The organism is Terrisporobacter petrolearius, assembly GCF_020748185.1.
Taxonomy (GTDB): domain Bacteria; phylum Bacillota; class Clostridia; order Peptostreptococcales; family Peptostreptococcaceae; genus Terrisporobacter; species Terrisporobacter petrolearius.
In genome coordinates, this window is the sequence record NZ_JAHZMO010000007.1 from 1 (window position 1) to 14,985 (window position 14,985).

General features: G+C 30.3%; 13 protein-coding genes and 1 pseudogene. 1 reads left to right on the forward strand and 13 read right to left on the reverse strand.

Annotated elements, in window-relative coordinates; translation table 11 throughout:
• A pseudogene (locus K0040_RS21970) lies at positions 1–142 on the forward strand (IS256 family transposase); the annotation flags it as partial.
• 189 nt (positions 143–331) lie between these two features.
• Here K0040_RS21970 and K0040_RS05970 read toward each other — a convergent pair.
• The 13 genes from K0040_RS05970 to K0040_RS06030 all read right to left on the reverse strand — a co-directional run bounded on the left by K0040_RS05970 (position 332) and on the right by K0040_RS06030 (position 14,877).
• Positions 332–973, reverse strand: a complete 642-nt coding sequence (locus tag K0040_RS05970) for a cyclodeaminase/cyclohydrolase family protein (RefSeq protein ID WP_228108017.1) — start codon at positions 971–973, stop codon at positions 332–334.
• A 46-nt stretch (positions 974–1,019) separates the two neighbouring features.
• Positions 1,020–2,285, reverse strand: a complete 1,266-nt coding sequence (gene hutI / locus K0040_RS05975) for an imidazolonepropionase (RefSeq protein WP_228108018.1) — start codon at positions 2,283–2,285, stop codon at positions 1,020–1,022.
• A 24-nt stretch (positions 2,286–2,309) separates the two neighbouring features.
• A complete protein-coding gene (ftcD, locus tag K0040_RS05980) occupies positions 2,310–3,185 on the reverse strand; it encodes a glutamate formimidoyltransferase (protein ID WP_228108019.1) in 876 nt (291 codons plus the stop codon).
• A gap of 151 nt (positions 3,186–3,336) precedes the next feature.
• Positions 3,337–5,379, reverse strand: coding sequence for a urocanate hydratase (gene hutU, locus K0040_RS05985; RefSeq protein WP_228108020.1), 2,043 nt, complete (start codon positions 5,377–5,379; stop codon positions 3,337–3,339).
• A gap of 64 nt (positions 5,380–5,443) precedes the next feature.
• Entirely contained in the window at positions 5,444–7,027 is a 1,584-nt protein-coding gene (gene hutH, locus K0040_RS05990; protein WP_228108021.1) for a histidine ammonia-lyase, read from the reverse strand.
• Between the two features lie 298 nt (positions 7,028–7,325).
• Complete coding sequence (locus K0040_RS05995) at positions 7,326–8,336, reverse strand: LacI family DNA-binding transcriptional regulator (RefSeq protein WP_228108022.1); 1,011 nt, start codon at positions 8,334–8,336, stop codon at positions 7,326–7,328.
• 434 nt (positions 8,337–8,770) lie between these two features.
• Positions 8,771–9,523 (reverse strand): hypothetical protein, encoded by a 753-nt coding sequence (locus K0040_RS06000; RefSeq protein WP_228108023.1) that lies wholly within the window; start codon positions 9,521–9,523, stop codon positions 8,771–8,773.
• A gap of 13 nt (positions 9,524–9,536) precedes the next feature.
• Positions 9,537–9,857, reverse strand: a complete 321-nt coding sequence (locus K0040_RS06005; protein WP_074914594.1) for a PadR family transcriptional regulator — start codon at positions 9,855–9,857, stop codon at positions 9,537–9,539.
• Positions 9,858–10,034: 177 nt separating this feature from the next.
• Positions 10,035–10,556, reverse strand: a complete 522-nt coding sequence (locus K0040_RS06010; protein WP_228108024.1) for a hypothetical protein — start codon at positions 10,554–10,556, stop codon at positions 10,035–10,037.
• A 505-nt stretch (positions 10,557–11,061) separates the two neighbouring features.
• Positions 11,062–12,375, reverse strand: a complete 1,314-nt coding sequence (gene larC / locus K0040_RS06015) for a nickel pincer cofactor biosynthesis protein LarC (RefSeq protein ID WP_228108025.1) — start codon at positions 12,373–12,375, stop codon at positions 11,062–11,064.
• Between the two features lie 67 nt (positions 12,376–12,442).
• Positions 12,443–13,570 carry an aldo/keto reductase gene (locus K0040_RS06020; protein WP_228108026.1) on the reverse strand — a complete coding sequence of 376 codons (1,128 nt, stop codon included), beginning with the start codon at positions 13,568–13,570 and terminating at the stop codon, positions 12,443–12,445.
• A gap of 137 nt (positions 13,571–13,707) precedes the next feature.
• Positions 13,708–14,094 carry a MerR family transcriptional regulator gene (locus tag K0040_RS06025; protein WP_074914584.1) on the reverse strand — a complete coding sequence of 129 codons (387 nt, stop codon included), beginning with the start codon at positions 14,092–14,094 and terminating at the stop codon, positions 13,708–13,710.
• 231 nt (positions 14,095–14,325) lie between these two features.
• The gene (locus K0040_RS06030; RefSeq protein ID WP_228108027.1) at positions 14,326–14,877 is read right to left on the reverse strand and encodes a hypothetical protein; all 552 of its coding nucleotides are present in this window, start codon (positions 14,875–14,877) and stop codon (positions 14,326–14,328) included.
• Positions 14,878–14,985 lie beyond the last annotated feature (108 nt).

The window sequence follows — 14,985 nt, forward strand, 5'->3', positions numbered from 1 at the left end:
ACTACTTAAATTACTTTATCTTAGGATAACTGAACTTTATAAAAAGTGGAATAATCGTCCAATTTCAAATTGGGCTCTTGTCAGAAATCAATTAGATATGGATGAGAATTTAAAAGAAAGAGTTAAAAAATATCAGTATTAAAAAATCAGGTAGATTAATTTTATCTACCTGACTTATAAAATAAAAACTACTTACACACTTTTATTGACAAACCCAATTTATCAATAAATAGAAAAATCCAACAATATTTATATTGTTGGATTTTTTATTTATTCCATTAGATTATTAGTTACATCTTATATCCCTAAATTGAAGGATGGGTTTTATATATTATTCTATTGTACCGTGTATCTTATCTAGTATTTTATCTCTTATTTCTTTTCCTTGCTTTAACATTTCTGCACAACTATCAGCATATTTTTTGGCAAGTTCTTTATTTTCTAAGCCCATAAGGTTAACTTTGACATTTAATATGGCGCCCTCAAGCCCTGTACAAAGCATCAATGTTCCCACACCAATGTCAGTAATGGCATTTTGGTTTCCATTGTCTACTAAAAATTCTAACTCCTTCATTGCCTCTAGTGACAATGAAGCTGTCTTATATGGAACTTTTATAGAGTATAATGTTGCATCAGCCATAGCCTGTTGTCTTTCTGTTATTTGTTTAAAAGTATCCTTTGGCATTTTTAAAGCTTTCATAAACTCATTGAAAGACTGAGTATCTTCATCTATAAGTTTACTCATTTCTTCCCTTATTTTTCCCAATTTATTAAACTTAACTTCAAATTCTTCTTTCACTGCCTGATCTAAAGCTTCGTATTTCTTTTTCCCAAAGCTTAGGTGAGCCATCATTCTAGAAAGACCAATACCTATATCAGAAGCAAGAGCAGCCACTGAACCACCACCTGGTGCTGGCGAATTTGAATCTACTTCATTTGTAAAGTTTGTAACTGTCATATCTATTAATTTCATATACATCCCCCTGAAAAATTTCCATGCTCGTGCTTTTGGAAATGTTTTAATAAACTACATGCTTGTTTTTAACCACAAGTCTTCCTTCTTTATAAACCCTATCTATATGGTTTATTCCAAAGTGGTACATTAAATATTCCACATTTGGTGCATCAAATACAGCAATATCAGCTTTTTTACCTACTTCAATAGAACCTATTTCTGTTGCTCTATCTACACAGTGAGCTGCATTTATTGTTACTGCTGTTAATACTTCATTTGGCGTCATTTTTAAATTTAAGCATCCAAGTTGCATTACAAGTTGTAAGTTTTCACTTGGACAACTTCCTGGATTATAATCACTTGATAAGCTTATTGGAACATTTAAATCAATCATTTTTCTACCATTAGCAGAAGGTTTATTTAGATTAAATGATGTTCCTGGAAGAATATTTGCTATAACACCCTTCTCTGCCATGTCTTTTAGACCTTGCTCACTGGCAGCCATTAAATGATCTGCTGATATGCACCCAAGCTTAGCAGCAAGTTCTGCTCCACCTATAGGAACAATTTCATCAGCATGAATCTTTAATTTATAGCCCATTTCCTTTGCTTTGCTAAGTATGTAATCACTTTCTTGTACTGAAAATACTCCTTCTTCACAAAATACATCGCAAAATTCAGCTAAATCCAGTTCTTTAACTTTTGGCATAATTTCTTCCACCAATAATTTAATATATGCTTCACTGTTTGACTTATATTCCACTGGCACTGCATGTGCTCCTAAAAACGTATGTACTAAATCTACAGGGTGGTCTTTGTCTAATTTATGGGCCACTTGAAGTTGCTTAACTTCTGTTTCAAGTTCTAGACCATATCCACTCTTTTCTTCCACAGTAGTTACGCCAAACTCTAACATTCTATCTAAACTTTTTTTTGCTTTTTTATATAATTCATCAAAGGTAGCTTTCTTTGTAGAGTCTACTGTACTTAGAATTCCTCCACCCTCTTGTAAAATTTGAATATAAGGTATACCATTTAGTTTTTTTGAAAATTCATTTTCTCTAGAACCTCCATGAACTAAATGAGTGTGAGAGTCAACAAGACCAGGAGTCACAAGCATTCCACTTGCATCATCTATTATAGTATTTTCTCCTACTAAGGCTTTATAATCTTCACCAGTTCCCACTTTGAAAATTTTACCCTCAACTACTGCAATATAAGCATCTTCCAATATTGTTAGTTCATTCATTTCCTTTCCTGCTTTAGGCAAGAATGAACCTTCCATAGTAACTAATTTTCCTATATTTTTTATAATTAAATCCATTTTCATTTTAATCTACTCCATTTAACTTGATTATAGTACTTTGTCTAAAGAGAAGTTTTCCAGACCTAAATAATAGGCTGCTGTATCTATTAGAGCTTCCATTGGGCAAAGTCCTACTATTTCACTTCCTGTAACATTTACACCATATCTTCTAGCTTCCATTTTTACAGCTTCGAAAGCCCTATATATGGCAGTTTTACTATAATCAGTTAAGTTCATAGTAACTTGAGTTATATTTCTTTCAGGAACTTCTACTGGTCCTGCTTTTATATATCTGTATCCACCACTAGAGTGTCTTATAGTTTTTGCAATCTTACTTGCTATTTCTATATTTGGTGTATCTAGGTTTATATTATATGCTATAAGAGGTTTTCTAGCTCCTATTGCTATGGCACCAGCAGTTGGGTGTTTTTTTGCAGGTCCAAAGTCTGGCTCCCAAGCTGTATCTTTTAATTTTTCATCTAAACCTTCGTACTCTCCTTTTCTAACAACTGCTAAATTTTCTCTTTCAGGTTTTGTTGCAGAAGCTTCATAAAGAAATACTGGTATATTGTAAGATTGTCCTACCATTTCACCTAATTCTTTTGAAAGAGCAACTGCATCCTCCATAGTCATCCCTTTTATAGGAATAAATGGACAAACATCACAAGCTCCAAATCTAGAGTGTTGTCCCTTATGATTGTTCATATCTATAACTTCTGATGCCACACCGATTGCTTCAAAAACTGCTTTTTTTACAGCTTGTGGCTCACCTATTACAGTAACTACTACTCTATTATAGTCTTTGTCTGCTTCATAGTTTAATAGTTTAACCCCTGGAACACCTCTTAATGGGCTTACTATTTTTTCTATTTTTTCTAAGTCTACACCTTCACTAAAATTTGGTACGCATTGTACTATTGCCATATTTTTTTCCCCCTATTTACGATAATTATTTTAGTTAATATTTTGTATATTTATAAACAAAGTCTATACTTCTAGTAATAAACTGCACAGACTTTGTCTTATAAACCTAATTAATTTTAAGTAAGATTTATATCTTCAGTGGATAAAATTATTATTCAAATATTTTATCTCCAACTAAATCCTCGATCATTTCATCATCTGCTATAAATGGAAGTGTTAAATGGTCTTTTCCTTCACACATTTTATTGTATTCTATAACTGTAGTTATAGAGTTTTCATTTCTAGCCCAAGCACGTCTAGCAACACCACTCATAACATCCCAAGGCATAGAAGTTCTTAGTATATCATCAACTCTCTGAGATCCATCAAGAACCATACCAAAACCACCATTTATAGATTTTCCAATTCCTACTCCTCCACCATTGTGAAGAGCTACCAAACTCATTCCTCTAGCACAGTTTCCTGCAAAGCAGTGAGTAGCCATATCAGCCATTATATTACTTCCATCTTTTATGTTGGAAGTTTCTCTAAATGGAGAGTCTGTCCCTGATACATCATGATGATCTCTACCCATCATAACTGGTCCTATTTCTCCACGTCTTACCATATCGTTAAACTTAAGAGCTATATTTGTTCTACCCATAGCGTCTTGATATAATATTCTTGCTTGTGTTCCCACAACAAGATTGTTTTTAACTGCATCTCTTATCCATATCCAGTTATCTCTATCTTGGTATCTCCTTTGTGGATCTATACAACTCATAGCTGCTTCATCAGTTTTAACTAAATCTTCATGCTTACCACTTAAACAAACCCATCTAAATGGACCATATCCAAAATCAAATAATTGAGGACCTAAAATATCTTCAACATAAGATGGGAATATAAATCCGTCTTTTTCGTCTACACCATTTTTAGAAATCTCTTTGCATCCAGCATCATAAACTGCTTTCATAAAACTGTTACCATAATCAAAGAAGTAAACTCCTCTATCATGTAATATCTTAATTAGTTCAAAGTGTTTTCTTAATGTTTCATCTACTAAATGAGCAAATTTTTGCGGGTCATGGGCTAGTAATTCTGTTCTTTGTTCAAAAGTCATTCCAACAGGACAATAACCACCATCATAAACTGCATGACAAGAGGTTTGGTCTGACAATAAATCTATATGAATATTTTCATCTACTGCATATTCAAGCAAATCAACTATATTACCATGAAAAGCTATAGCGCAAGGTTCTTTTGCATCCATTTTTTCCTTAGCAAGTTTAAAAGCATCTTCTGGTGAATTACTTACTTCACTTACCCACCCTTGATCAAATCTAGTTTTTATTCTAGAAATATCAACTTCTGCAACTATTCCAACACCGCCTGCTATTTCTACAGCTTTACCTTGGGCACCACTCATTCCTCCAAGACCTGAAGTAACAAATAATCTTCCCTTCAAATCTTCATCTTGAGGTATACCAAGTTTTAGTCTTCCTGCATTTAATACAGTTGAGTAAGTTCCATGAACTATACCTTGTGGTCCTATATACATCCATCCACCAGCAGTCATTTGACCATAGTTTGCCACACCTATGGCAGTTGCTCTTTTCCAATCATCTAAATTATCGAACATACCTATCATAAGTGAGTTTGTAAGTATAACTCTAGGTGCATCTGGTTTAGATTTGAAAAGTCCCACAGGATGACCAGATTGTATAACTAAAGTTTGATCCTGCGTTAAAACTTCTAAGTATTTTTTTACAAGTTGATATTGCATCCAGTTTTGAAATACTTGACCTGTTTCTCCATAAGTTACAAGTTCATAAGGATAAAGTGCCACATCAAAGTCTAAGTTGTTATCTATCATAACTTGAAAAGCTTTTCCATCTGTACATTTTCCTTTATACTCATCTATTTGCTTTCCATAAATCCTTTCTTCTGGTCTAAATCTATAACCATAGATTCTTCCATAAGTCATTAATTCATCTAAAAACTCTGGCGCTAAATTTTCATGATACTCTTCTGGTATATATCTTAAAGCATTTTTTAAAGCTAATTTTATATCAGCATTGCTTAATTTTGCTTCTCTTCTTGGAGCTCTTCTTATTCCTTTTTCAAATGTGGGTATTTCTTTAGGTATGTCAGTTAATTTGATTGTCATAGCATTTTTTATCTCTTCATTATTAAAATTCAAAGTCTTTTCCATTTCGATTTCCCCTTTAAAAGTTTATTTTTAATCAGAATAAATATATAATTTATTTTTTATAAAACTATATATTTTCTGATAGCTGTCCCTTTGTTTCTATATCTTCAAATAATAATATTTCTTGTTCTAAAGCTTCTTCAACAGCTTCAACTAGCAAATTTTCTTTTATAAGGTCTTCACAAATATTTATATCTTTGTACATTATTCTATCTTTATCTATAAATGGAGTATGCTCTCTCACAATATTGTAAGCAGCCTCTGTACCTACTCCTAATTTTTTCTTACCTCTTAAGTCTATTGCTTGAACACTTGTTAATATTTCCATAGCAATAACTTTTCTCACATTATCCATAATATCTCTAGCTTTTCTAGCTGCTATTGTTCCCATAGAAACATGATCTTCTTGATTTGCAGAAGAAGGAATAGAGTCTACACTTGCTGGATGAGCTAAAACTTTATTTTCTGAAACAAGTGATGCGGCAGAATACTGAACTATCATAAATCCAGAGTTTAAACCACCATGATTAACTAAAAATGCTGGTAAACCATAACTTAAAGCTGGATTTACCATTTTTTCTAATCTTCTTTCTGCTATATTTGCCATTTCTGCCAAAGCAATTCCAAGGAAATCAAAGCTTAAAGCCATTGGTTGCCCATGAAAATTACCTCCAGAAATTATTTTTTGATCTTCTCCTGGGAATATTATTGGATTGTCTGTAACTGAGTTCATTTCTATTTCTAATTTATTTTTTACATATTCTAAGGCATCTTTGCTAGCTCCATGGATTTGTGGCGAACATCTTAGAGAATATGCATCTTGAGTTCTAAGTTGCCCTTGCTTAGTAACCATTTCGCTTCCTTCCACCATAGTTAACACATTTTTTGCAGTATTAAATTGTCCTTTGTGAGGTCTGACTAAATTAACTCTTTCATCCATGGCACAAGTTATACCATTTAATGCTTCCATTGTTAAGCATAAAGATATATCAGCAGTTTTCATTAAATTTAGTGCATCATGAATAGTTATTGCACCAACTGCAGTCATACATTGAGTTCCGTTTATTAATGCTAAACCTTCTTTTGCACCTAAGTATTCAAGAGGTTTTATTCCTGCTTTTTCCATAGCATCTTTGGATTCCATTCTTTTACCTTCATAAATTGCTTCACCAAGGCCTAACATAGTAAGTACCATATGAGACAGTGGAGCCAAATCTCCTGATGAGCCAAGTGACCCTTTTTCTGGAACTATTGGATGAACTCCTTTGTTTATCATAGAAGTTAATACTTCTAAGGTTTCACATCTTGCTCCCGAATATCCCTTAGATAATGCATTTGCTCTAAGTAGCATCATAGCTCTTACGATTTCTTCACTTAAGGGGTTTCCCACACCACACGAATGAGACATTATAAGATTAGTTTGTAATTGTCTGCACTCATCTTTTGATATTGCCACGTCAGAAAACTTACCAAATCCAGTAGTTATTCCATAAGATATTCGGCCTGCATCTACTATGTCGTCAACTATTTGTCTAGAAGTTTTCACTTTTTCTAGAGCCTCTCTACTTATTTCTACAGGAAAATTGTATCTAGCAACATTCACTAAATCATCTAATGTAAGACTATTACCATCGATTATTATTTTTTTCATATAAACCTCCCCAAAACCTGTAATTAAATTTTATTGTTTATACTACATACTAAAAATTGTTAAAAAATATTTATTCTAAATATTCTACATATTCCGAGGAGTATCCTTCCATATGTTACCATAATGTTTTTATTTAAAATATAAATTAAAATATATAGAAAAATATACTTCTCCCATTTAGCTAATCTCCTTCTAGAAATCCACATTTTATTTTGTCAAACATATGATTAAAGGTTGAAATTTACATATAAAAAGGATGTATCAAAAAAATACACCCTTGAGTTTTAATATTTAATTTTTATTTTTTTATAACAGATTCTCTTTCCATAATTTGGTATGGTAATTCTATTTTCTTTTCTTCTACAGATTCACCATTTATTATTTTAATTAAAGCTCTTATTGAAACTGCTCCCATATCGAATAATGGTTGATAAACTGTTGTCAATTTCGGTCTATATATTTTTGCAAGTTTTGTATCGTTAAATCCAGCTACAGAAATATCTTCCGGAACACTGTAACCTGAATCAAAGATTGCATTTATTGCTCCAACAGCTGCTTCATCACCTGTAACAAAAACTGCCGATGGTATTATTTTTTCATCTATAAGCTCTTTCATTGAGTTATATCCGCCCTCATAATCAGTATTTCCATATCTGATTAGTTCATCTCTAACTGATATATCGTTATCTTTTAGAGCAGCTTCATAACCTCTTCTTCTTTCAATTTCTAGTATAGTATCTTCCTTACTAGTCATGATTAATGCTATGTCTTTGTGATTATTTTCAATTAGATACTTAGTCATGTCGTAAGTAGCTTTTTCGTTACTTGTACTTACAGTGTAAATGTCATAATCTCTTGCTGTTTTACTTATGTATACTGCAGGAATACGACTTTCTTTCATAAAGTTTACATGCTCTTCATCTAATATCCAAGATAGCATAACTATACCTTCAACTTGCTTAGTTTTAAGTAGTCTTATACTATCTAGTTCTTGCTCTTTATCTGAATAAGTATTAACTAAAAGTATATCGTAGTCATACATCTTAGCAACCGCTTCTATTCCGTTCAATATTTCATTAACAAAAGAGTCTGATACTTCTGGAACTATGACTCCTATTAATTTACTTTTTTTAGTAACTAAACTCCTAGCAAGAGGATTAGGTACATAACCTGTTTCTTTAATTACTTCTAAAACCCTTTGTTTAACTTCGTCCGTTACTGGTTTCGAATCATTTATAACTCTTGAAACTGTTGATATGGATACACCAGCCAGTTTCGCAACATCTTTTATCGTTACGTTATTATTCATTTCGTGCCTCCTATTATTACTATCAGTACGATTTCTTTGTCTAATCTCTTCATTTTAACATAACTTGCGTATTTTATAAATACATATTATAATTTATTTCTATGCCAAAATGCTAAAAAGCTTTTTGTTATTATTATCAACTTATACTTATTATTTACATTTAATTTATTAATATTTAAAATCTCATTAATTAAAGAGAATAATAAGACAAGAAATTAATAATCTCAAATATATCTACCTTTATTTTTGTACAAGAATGTTAATAGTACTTGCAGCTGGATATCTAAACGGATACGCTACTGAATATAAATATTCTACTATATTTGTTACAATTTCTGCCATAGGTTCAGCACCTTTAGTTGAAAATATGGATATTTTTACAAATAAAAGAATCTTAAGCTATAAACAGCTTAAGATTTTTTATTTTTCAATGTCTAACCATTTGACTTTGTTATTCTTCTTGATTCAAATATACATAAAGCAATACATAGTAAGTATGGAATAATAGGAACTAAAAGATTCTTTCCAAAGCTAATATTTGTAAAACTTTCTATTATTGAAGGAATGTACATTAAAAACGGCATCATTAAATACCATGTATCTATTTTTTTTGATACAACAAAACATGCTATAAATAAAACACCAATCATTATACTTACTATTGATTTATTAATAACTATAGATTGTTCCATGTTTCTTCCTATTAGTCCTATAATAACAAAAGTTACTATATTCATGAAAAACAAAACAAATATTCCTATAGTAAATTTTTTATCCTTAAATGCAAATTTTCTAGCTAGAACCACTAATAAAATAGTCATAACTATATAGTCTAAAGGGGTTAATATTGCTTCCATAATTGACATAGTAACTATGCCATTTTTTATTCCACTTAAAAATATCCATGTTCCAAAACCTAAAATAAGCATTAAGACTGCTTCTATTAATTCTTTTTTACTAAAAGATAGTTCCTCAGCCACAGATTTTGCATATTCTTCAGGTGAATTACCGAAAATATCTTCTATGCTTTTCCCTTCTTGCTCTCCAAGCATTAAATGCTCTTCTGCTTCAGCGATAAACTCTTTAATCTCATTTTCACTTTTTCCTGTACTTATTAAATACATATTTAAATTTAATATGAATTCTTCCCCTTCTTTAGATATTGTGTAATTATAATTTTTGCTCATAAACTACTCCTCCTTACTTTCCTTCCAACAATTTATTTACACTAGTAGATATGCCTTGCCATATTACCATAAAATCATCTAACTGCTCCCTACCTTTATCTGTTAAAGAGTAGTACTTTCTCTTTGGACCACTTTCTGATGATTTAGTAGTTGTTGTAACTAACCCTTCTTTTTTCATTCTTATTAATAATGGATATATACTTCCTTCACTAACCATATTGAATCCATATAACTCTAATTTTTGGGTCATTTCATATCCATATACTTCTTCTTCTGATATAACAGCCAGCAAACATCCTTCTAAAATGCCCTTTAACATTTGTGTTGAATTCATTTTATACCTCCTATGTTGTAGTACAAGATAGTGAGGTAACTTGTATTACAACCTACTATAATTATAATATACTCCAATCTACCTTGTTTTGCAATATAGTTGTAATAATTTTATTATCTTTTTCTTAATACTAAAAAAAGTAGAAGATAATTATTTTATCTTCTACTTTACATTTCTCTAGTTTAATACAGTTTTATTATATTCTATTAAGTAGCTTTCTATTAAATCTTCTAATGCTTCTTTTGTGAAAATCTCTACTGGTTCAACATGTTCTCCATTTACTGCTAAGTTGATGTAAGATGAACACAATTCTGATACTGCATAGCCTAAAGCTTGTGTAAATCTCCTTGCAATAGAATTATTAATACCTATAGATATAATAGTAACGCCTCCAGGTATTAATCTTAATATTTTTCCAAGAAGCATTTTATAAATAAATTTTTCTCTGTTCAATAAAATATTTTCACTTAAAATCTGCTTTGCATCTAAATTATATTTATTAATTTCCCAAGTGTTTAATATTTTTAAGCACATTTCACTCTCTAAATCCATAAGTGTTGAGGAATCTGACATAGATATTGGAGTAGATGCCTTTTTAGCTGCTAATTGTCCGTAGGGTATCAATATATTTTCTTTTATATATTCTTTTTTTGAAGTGAAATCTAGTTCTTTATTTGTATACTTTATTTTAATTTCCACTATTATTTTCCTCCATCTATAGAAAATTAACTTAACTTGAGACAGCTACAATTTATATAGCCAACGAGGCAATTTCGTTGCTAATTCAGGCCACCACAAGGCTCAAATAAGTTCTTTAGACATATTATTCTATAAATGTTTATAAATACCTTTATTTGTATAAGTTGTTTTATATCACTTATTTTCTTCCTCACAAATCTCTTCTTTTGTTAAAATCTTTTTCCTAGATATGATCATATTGCACTCCTGGCAATAATAGCTTATACTTCCTCATCCGTCTAAAACTTCTAGTTTGCTTTTACAATGTGGGCAGTAATATTCTTTCATTATAAATATATCTCCTTATTTTTCATTTATCCTTTCATAACTTATTTTTCTCAATATTATTACTATAATACAAAAATTATTATACCCTATTATATATTAATCTAAATTTGTATTTTCATATATAAAAAAGACTCTGAAAACATCTTTTAATATGTTTCAAAGTCTTTTTTAACAAATATTAATTTAATTCATCGATACATTCTTTTACTATAACTTGGTATACATCTTGATAAGGCTTATTATGTTTTTTGCATAGTTCTATTACACTGTCATACTCTGGATAAATTCTTTTTCCTCTAGATAGGTTACAAATTTTTACTGCTACTTCTCCTAGTGAAGTTTGAACTTTTTTAATTTCTCTTTTTAAAATACTTCTTTCCATTCTTTGTTTTCTAATTCCAATAGTTGTAGTTTCTTCAAAGATAATATCTTCTAATTTAGGTACATCTTCTTCCTTACAAACAACATTTAATTGATAAGCAGGACGATTTTTTTTCATAAATACTGGCATATAATGAACATCTCTAGCTCCTGCTTTATATAAACGTTCCATTACATATCCTAAAGCTTCTCCTGAACAATCATCTATATTACTTTCTAATTTTACAATAAAGTCCTTATATTCACTTTCATCTTCTATAAGCATGGCTCTTAATATACTTGGTCTTTCGTATGTTCTTTTACCTGCTCCTAAACCTATTTTTTTAATAGAAAATTCTTTTGGAAGCTTATCTTCAGTTTTAATAGCTGCCACAATAGCTGCACCTGTAGGTGTTACTAATTCTGCTTCTATATTTGTAAGACGAAGTTTTAGATTATTATTTGCTACAATTTTAGAAACTGCTGGCACTGGAACTGGTATTACCCCATGTTGGCAACGAATAAACCCACATCCTTCGTATAGTACTGGTACAACTACTTCTTCTATTTCTAAATTATCTAAACACACTGCAACAGCTATTATATCTACTATAGAATCCACTGCCCCAACCTCATGAAAATGTACTTCATCTATGCTAACTCCATGAGCTGCTGCTTCTGCTTTTCCTAATATATTAAAAATCTTCACTGCAATTTGTTTTGCATTATTTGTAATATCAGCTTTTTCAATAATAGAAATTACATCTGATAATCCACGATGTTCATGATGGTGATCATTGTGTTCATGAGAATGTTCCTCTTCATGACTATGATGATGATCTTGTTCATGTTCATGGTGATGGTCATGGTCATGACTGTGGTCATTCTCACCATAAAGGTAGTTCATATCATGATCATGGTTTTCATGTTTATCATCTAATATTACGTTAAAGTCGCAAGCGTCTAATCCACTTTTTATTACTCTACTTATTTCTGTTTTAAAACCTTTAACTGGTAAACTTTTCAAAGCTTTATTTAAAACTTCTTCACTAGCCCCCAAATCCAATAAGGCTGCAACTGTCATATCTCCACTAATTCCACTGTAACATTCTAAATACAATTTATTACTCATTGTCTTCCCCCTAGTTTGTTAATCTATATTGCCATTTTATAATTTTTTTAGATTTTTTTCCACTTTTTTATTCATTAAATTTTAATTCATTGGCAATTTCTTTTAAATATGTTGTTATTGGAAGATGTTGTGGGCAAACATTTTCGCATTGTTTGCATTCTATACACTGTGATGCATCTCTATGTTTTTCCTTTAAGTTTTCATAGCACACCAGTGAAAAGTTAAGTTGTAATGATCCAAATCTTTTAAGATTATTATATATTGAAAAACATTCAGGTATTGCAACATTTTTAGGACAATTTTCTGTACAGTAATGACATGATGTACAAGGAATTGCTATACTTGACTTTATTATAGCACCTGCTTTTTCAATAATTTTTTTCTCCCTTTCACTCAATGGTTGAAATTCTTTCATATAACTTATATTATCTTGGAGTTGTTCTTTATTACTCATTCCACTTAATACAACCATTACATTATCAAGGGATGCTGCATATCTTATTGCCCAAGATGCTGTGGAAAGTTGACTATTCTCTTCCTTAAATAGTTTCTCTGCCTCTGGTGAAATATTAGCTAAAGAGCCTCCTTTAATTGGCTCCATAACAATTACAGGCTTATTGTGTTTTTTCGCCACTTCATAACATTTTCTTGATTGAACAATATCGTCTTCCCAATCTATATAGTTAATTTGTAATTGTACATATTCCATTTCTGGATGATTCCTAAGTATTTTATCAAGTACTTCAGCGCTATCATGAAAGGAAAAACCAATGTGTTTAATTTTTCCTTCTGATTTTTTTTCTTTAATAAATTCAAAAGCACCCATTTCTTCTGATAATAAATATGTTTGGTCTCCTATTCCATGTAACCAGTAGTAATCAAAATATTCTACTCCACATTTTATCAACTGCTCATTAAATATTTTAGAGATCTGAGACTTTTCATTTATCATAAACATTGGTAATTTATCTGTAATAGTATAAGCATTCCTTGGATATCTTTTTACTACTGCCTCCCTAAATGCTATTTCACTATTTCCATTATGATAAGGATATGCTGTATCAAAATAAGTAAATCCATTTTTCATATATTCATCTATCATAGAAGTAAATTTGACCATATCAATGCTTCCCTGGTCATCCTTATCAATAAGTGGCAAACGCATAAGACCAAATCCTAGTTTTTTAGTTTTCATTATACTACCTCCAATTGCTTATTTTTTATTATCCGTATTATAAATAGTATTCATTTAAGTTCTATACAATTCAAAATATGCCTTTAAAAATAAACATATGGAAAGAGCCTAGATACTTAGTAGCTAGGCTCTTTAAATTATTGATTTTTTTCTCTTAATTCTTTTTCACTCATTATTAAACCTTTTTCATATAAATCAATTTTGTAATCTAAACGTTCTAAGGTTTTGTTCATTTCTTCTATTTTTTCAGCTAAAGCTCTACGTTGGTCTATTAGTAATGCTTTTCTCTCATCAACAGTTGAATCCCCTTGCTGAAACATAGTAACATAATCTATTAAAACTTCTATTGGAAGTCCTGCTCCTCTCATACATTTTATAAACTCAACCCAGTTGCAATCTTCCTGAGTATAATCTCTTATACCACTTTTATTTCTATTTACTGTTGGTATTAGCCCCACTCTTTCGTAATATCTTAGTGTATCTGCTGATAATCCATATTTTTTACTTACTTCTGTAATTGTCATAAGCATGTTCCTTTCATATTCTTATAATTTACATATTTTATAATTTTTTTCATAACTTTAATTATTTATTTTATCACTTTATAAAATTTCACTATTTTAATTTTATGATAACCCTTGGAGTAGACTCCAAGTCAAGGTAAATTTATATAAAAATTAAAACCCGGCTAAATAGATTATTTATATTATCTACTTAGTCGGGCTTTTATAAAAAAAATATATGATAATGTATATCTACTTTTTACCAGATTCACCTATTAAAAATCCAATTGAACTACACATCAAATCTCTAATTTGAGATATAGTTTGCATATTTTCTAAATTATTAGTTAGCATTAAAATACTTAAAACAGATATACATATTATAGATATTCCCAGTGCTATAGTTATTTGAACTAGATTAATATCTTTATAACTGTAATATGGTTCTAATTCACATTGTGTATTTTCTTTTCCTAAATCTTCATCTAAATTATCTAGTTCTTGTTCTAGCTTGTTTAGTTCACCTTTTATCTCTTCAATTTTTATTTTTTTCTCTTTTTTATTAAACTTAATATTAGAGCTTAAGAGAAATCCAAATACGGAGGCTAAAGTTGATCGAAATGCTACTTCCAAGGAATTTTTAATTCCATTACCTCCATCACTGAAAAAGGCAATTAATACTACCACTAAAAATAATACTATTCCCACCATAATTAGTGATTTAAAGGATATATTTAGTTCATCCCAATCATGTTTAAATTCTTTAATCAGGAGATTTTTTCTATTGCAATTTTTATTTGCCACAATATATCACCTTATTTTTTAGTAGCCTATTTATATATACTACAAAATAATAGATAATGTGACTAAATTTGTCGTATATGTTTTTATTTATCCATCTTGTCGATTACC

Bases quoted from the DNA above. Each gene is read 5' to 3' on its own strand.
- K0040_RS05970 (WP_228108017.1), bottom strand. From the start codon at position 973: ATGAAATTAATAGATATGACAGTTACAAACTTTACAAATGAAGTAGAT.
- hutI (WP_228108018.1), bottom strand. From the start codon at position 2,285: ATGAAAATGGATTTAATTATAAAAAATATAGGAAAATTAGTTACTATG.
- ftcD (WP_228108019.1), bottom strand. From the start codon at position 3,185: ATGGCAATAGTACAATGCGTACCAAATTTTAGTGAAGGTGTAGACTTA.
- hutU (WP_228108020.1), bottom strand. From the start codon at position 5,379: ATGGAAAAGACTTTGAATTTTAATAATGAAGAGATAAAAAATGCTATG.
- hutH (WP_228108021.1), bottom strand. From the start codon at position 7,027: ATGAAAAAAATAATAATCGATGGTAATAGTCTTACATTAGATGATTTA.
- K0040_RS05995 (WP_228108022.1), bottom strand. From the start codon at position 8,336: ATGAATAATAACGTAACGATAAAAGATGTTGCGAAACTGGCTGGTGTA.
- K0040_RS06000 (WP_228108023.1), bottom strand. From the start codon at position 9,523: ATGAGCAAAAATTATAATTACACAATATCTAAAGAAGGGGAAGAATTC.
- K0040_RS06005 (WP_074914594.1), bottom strand. From the start codon at position 9,857: ATGAATTCAACACAAATGTTAAAGGGCATTTTAGAAGGATGTTTGCTG.
- larC (WP_228108025.1), bottom strand. From the start codon at position 12,375: ATGAGTAATAAATTGTATTTAGAATGTTACAGTGGAATTAGTGGAGAT.
- K0040_RS06020 (WP_228108026.1), bottom strand. From the start codon at position 13,570: ATGAAAACTAAAAAACTAGGATTTGGTCTTATGCGTTTGCCACTTATT.
- K0040_RS06025 (WP_074914584.1), bottom strand. From the start codon at position 14,094: ATGACAATTACAGAAGTAAGTAAAAAATATGGATTATCAGCAGATACA.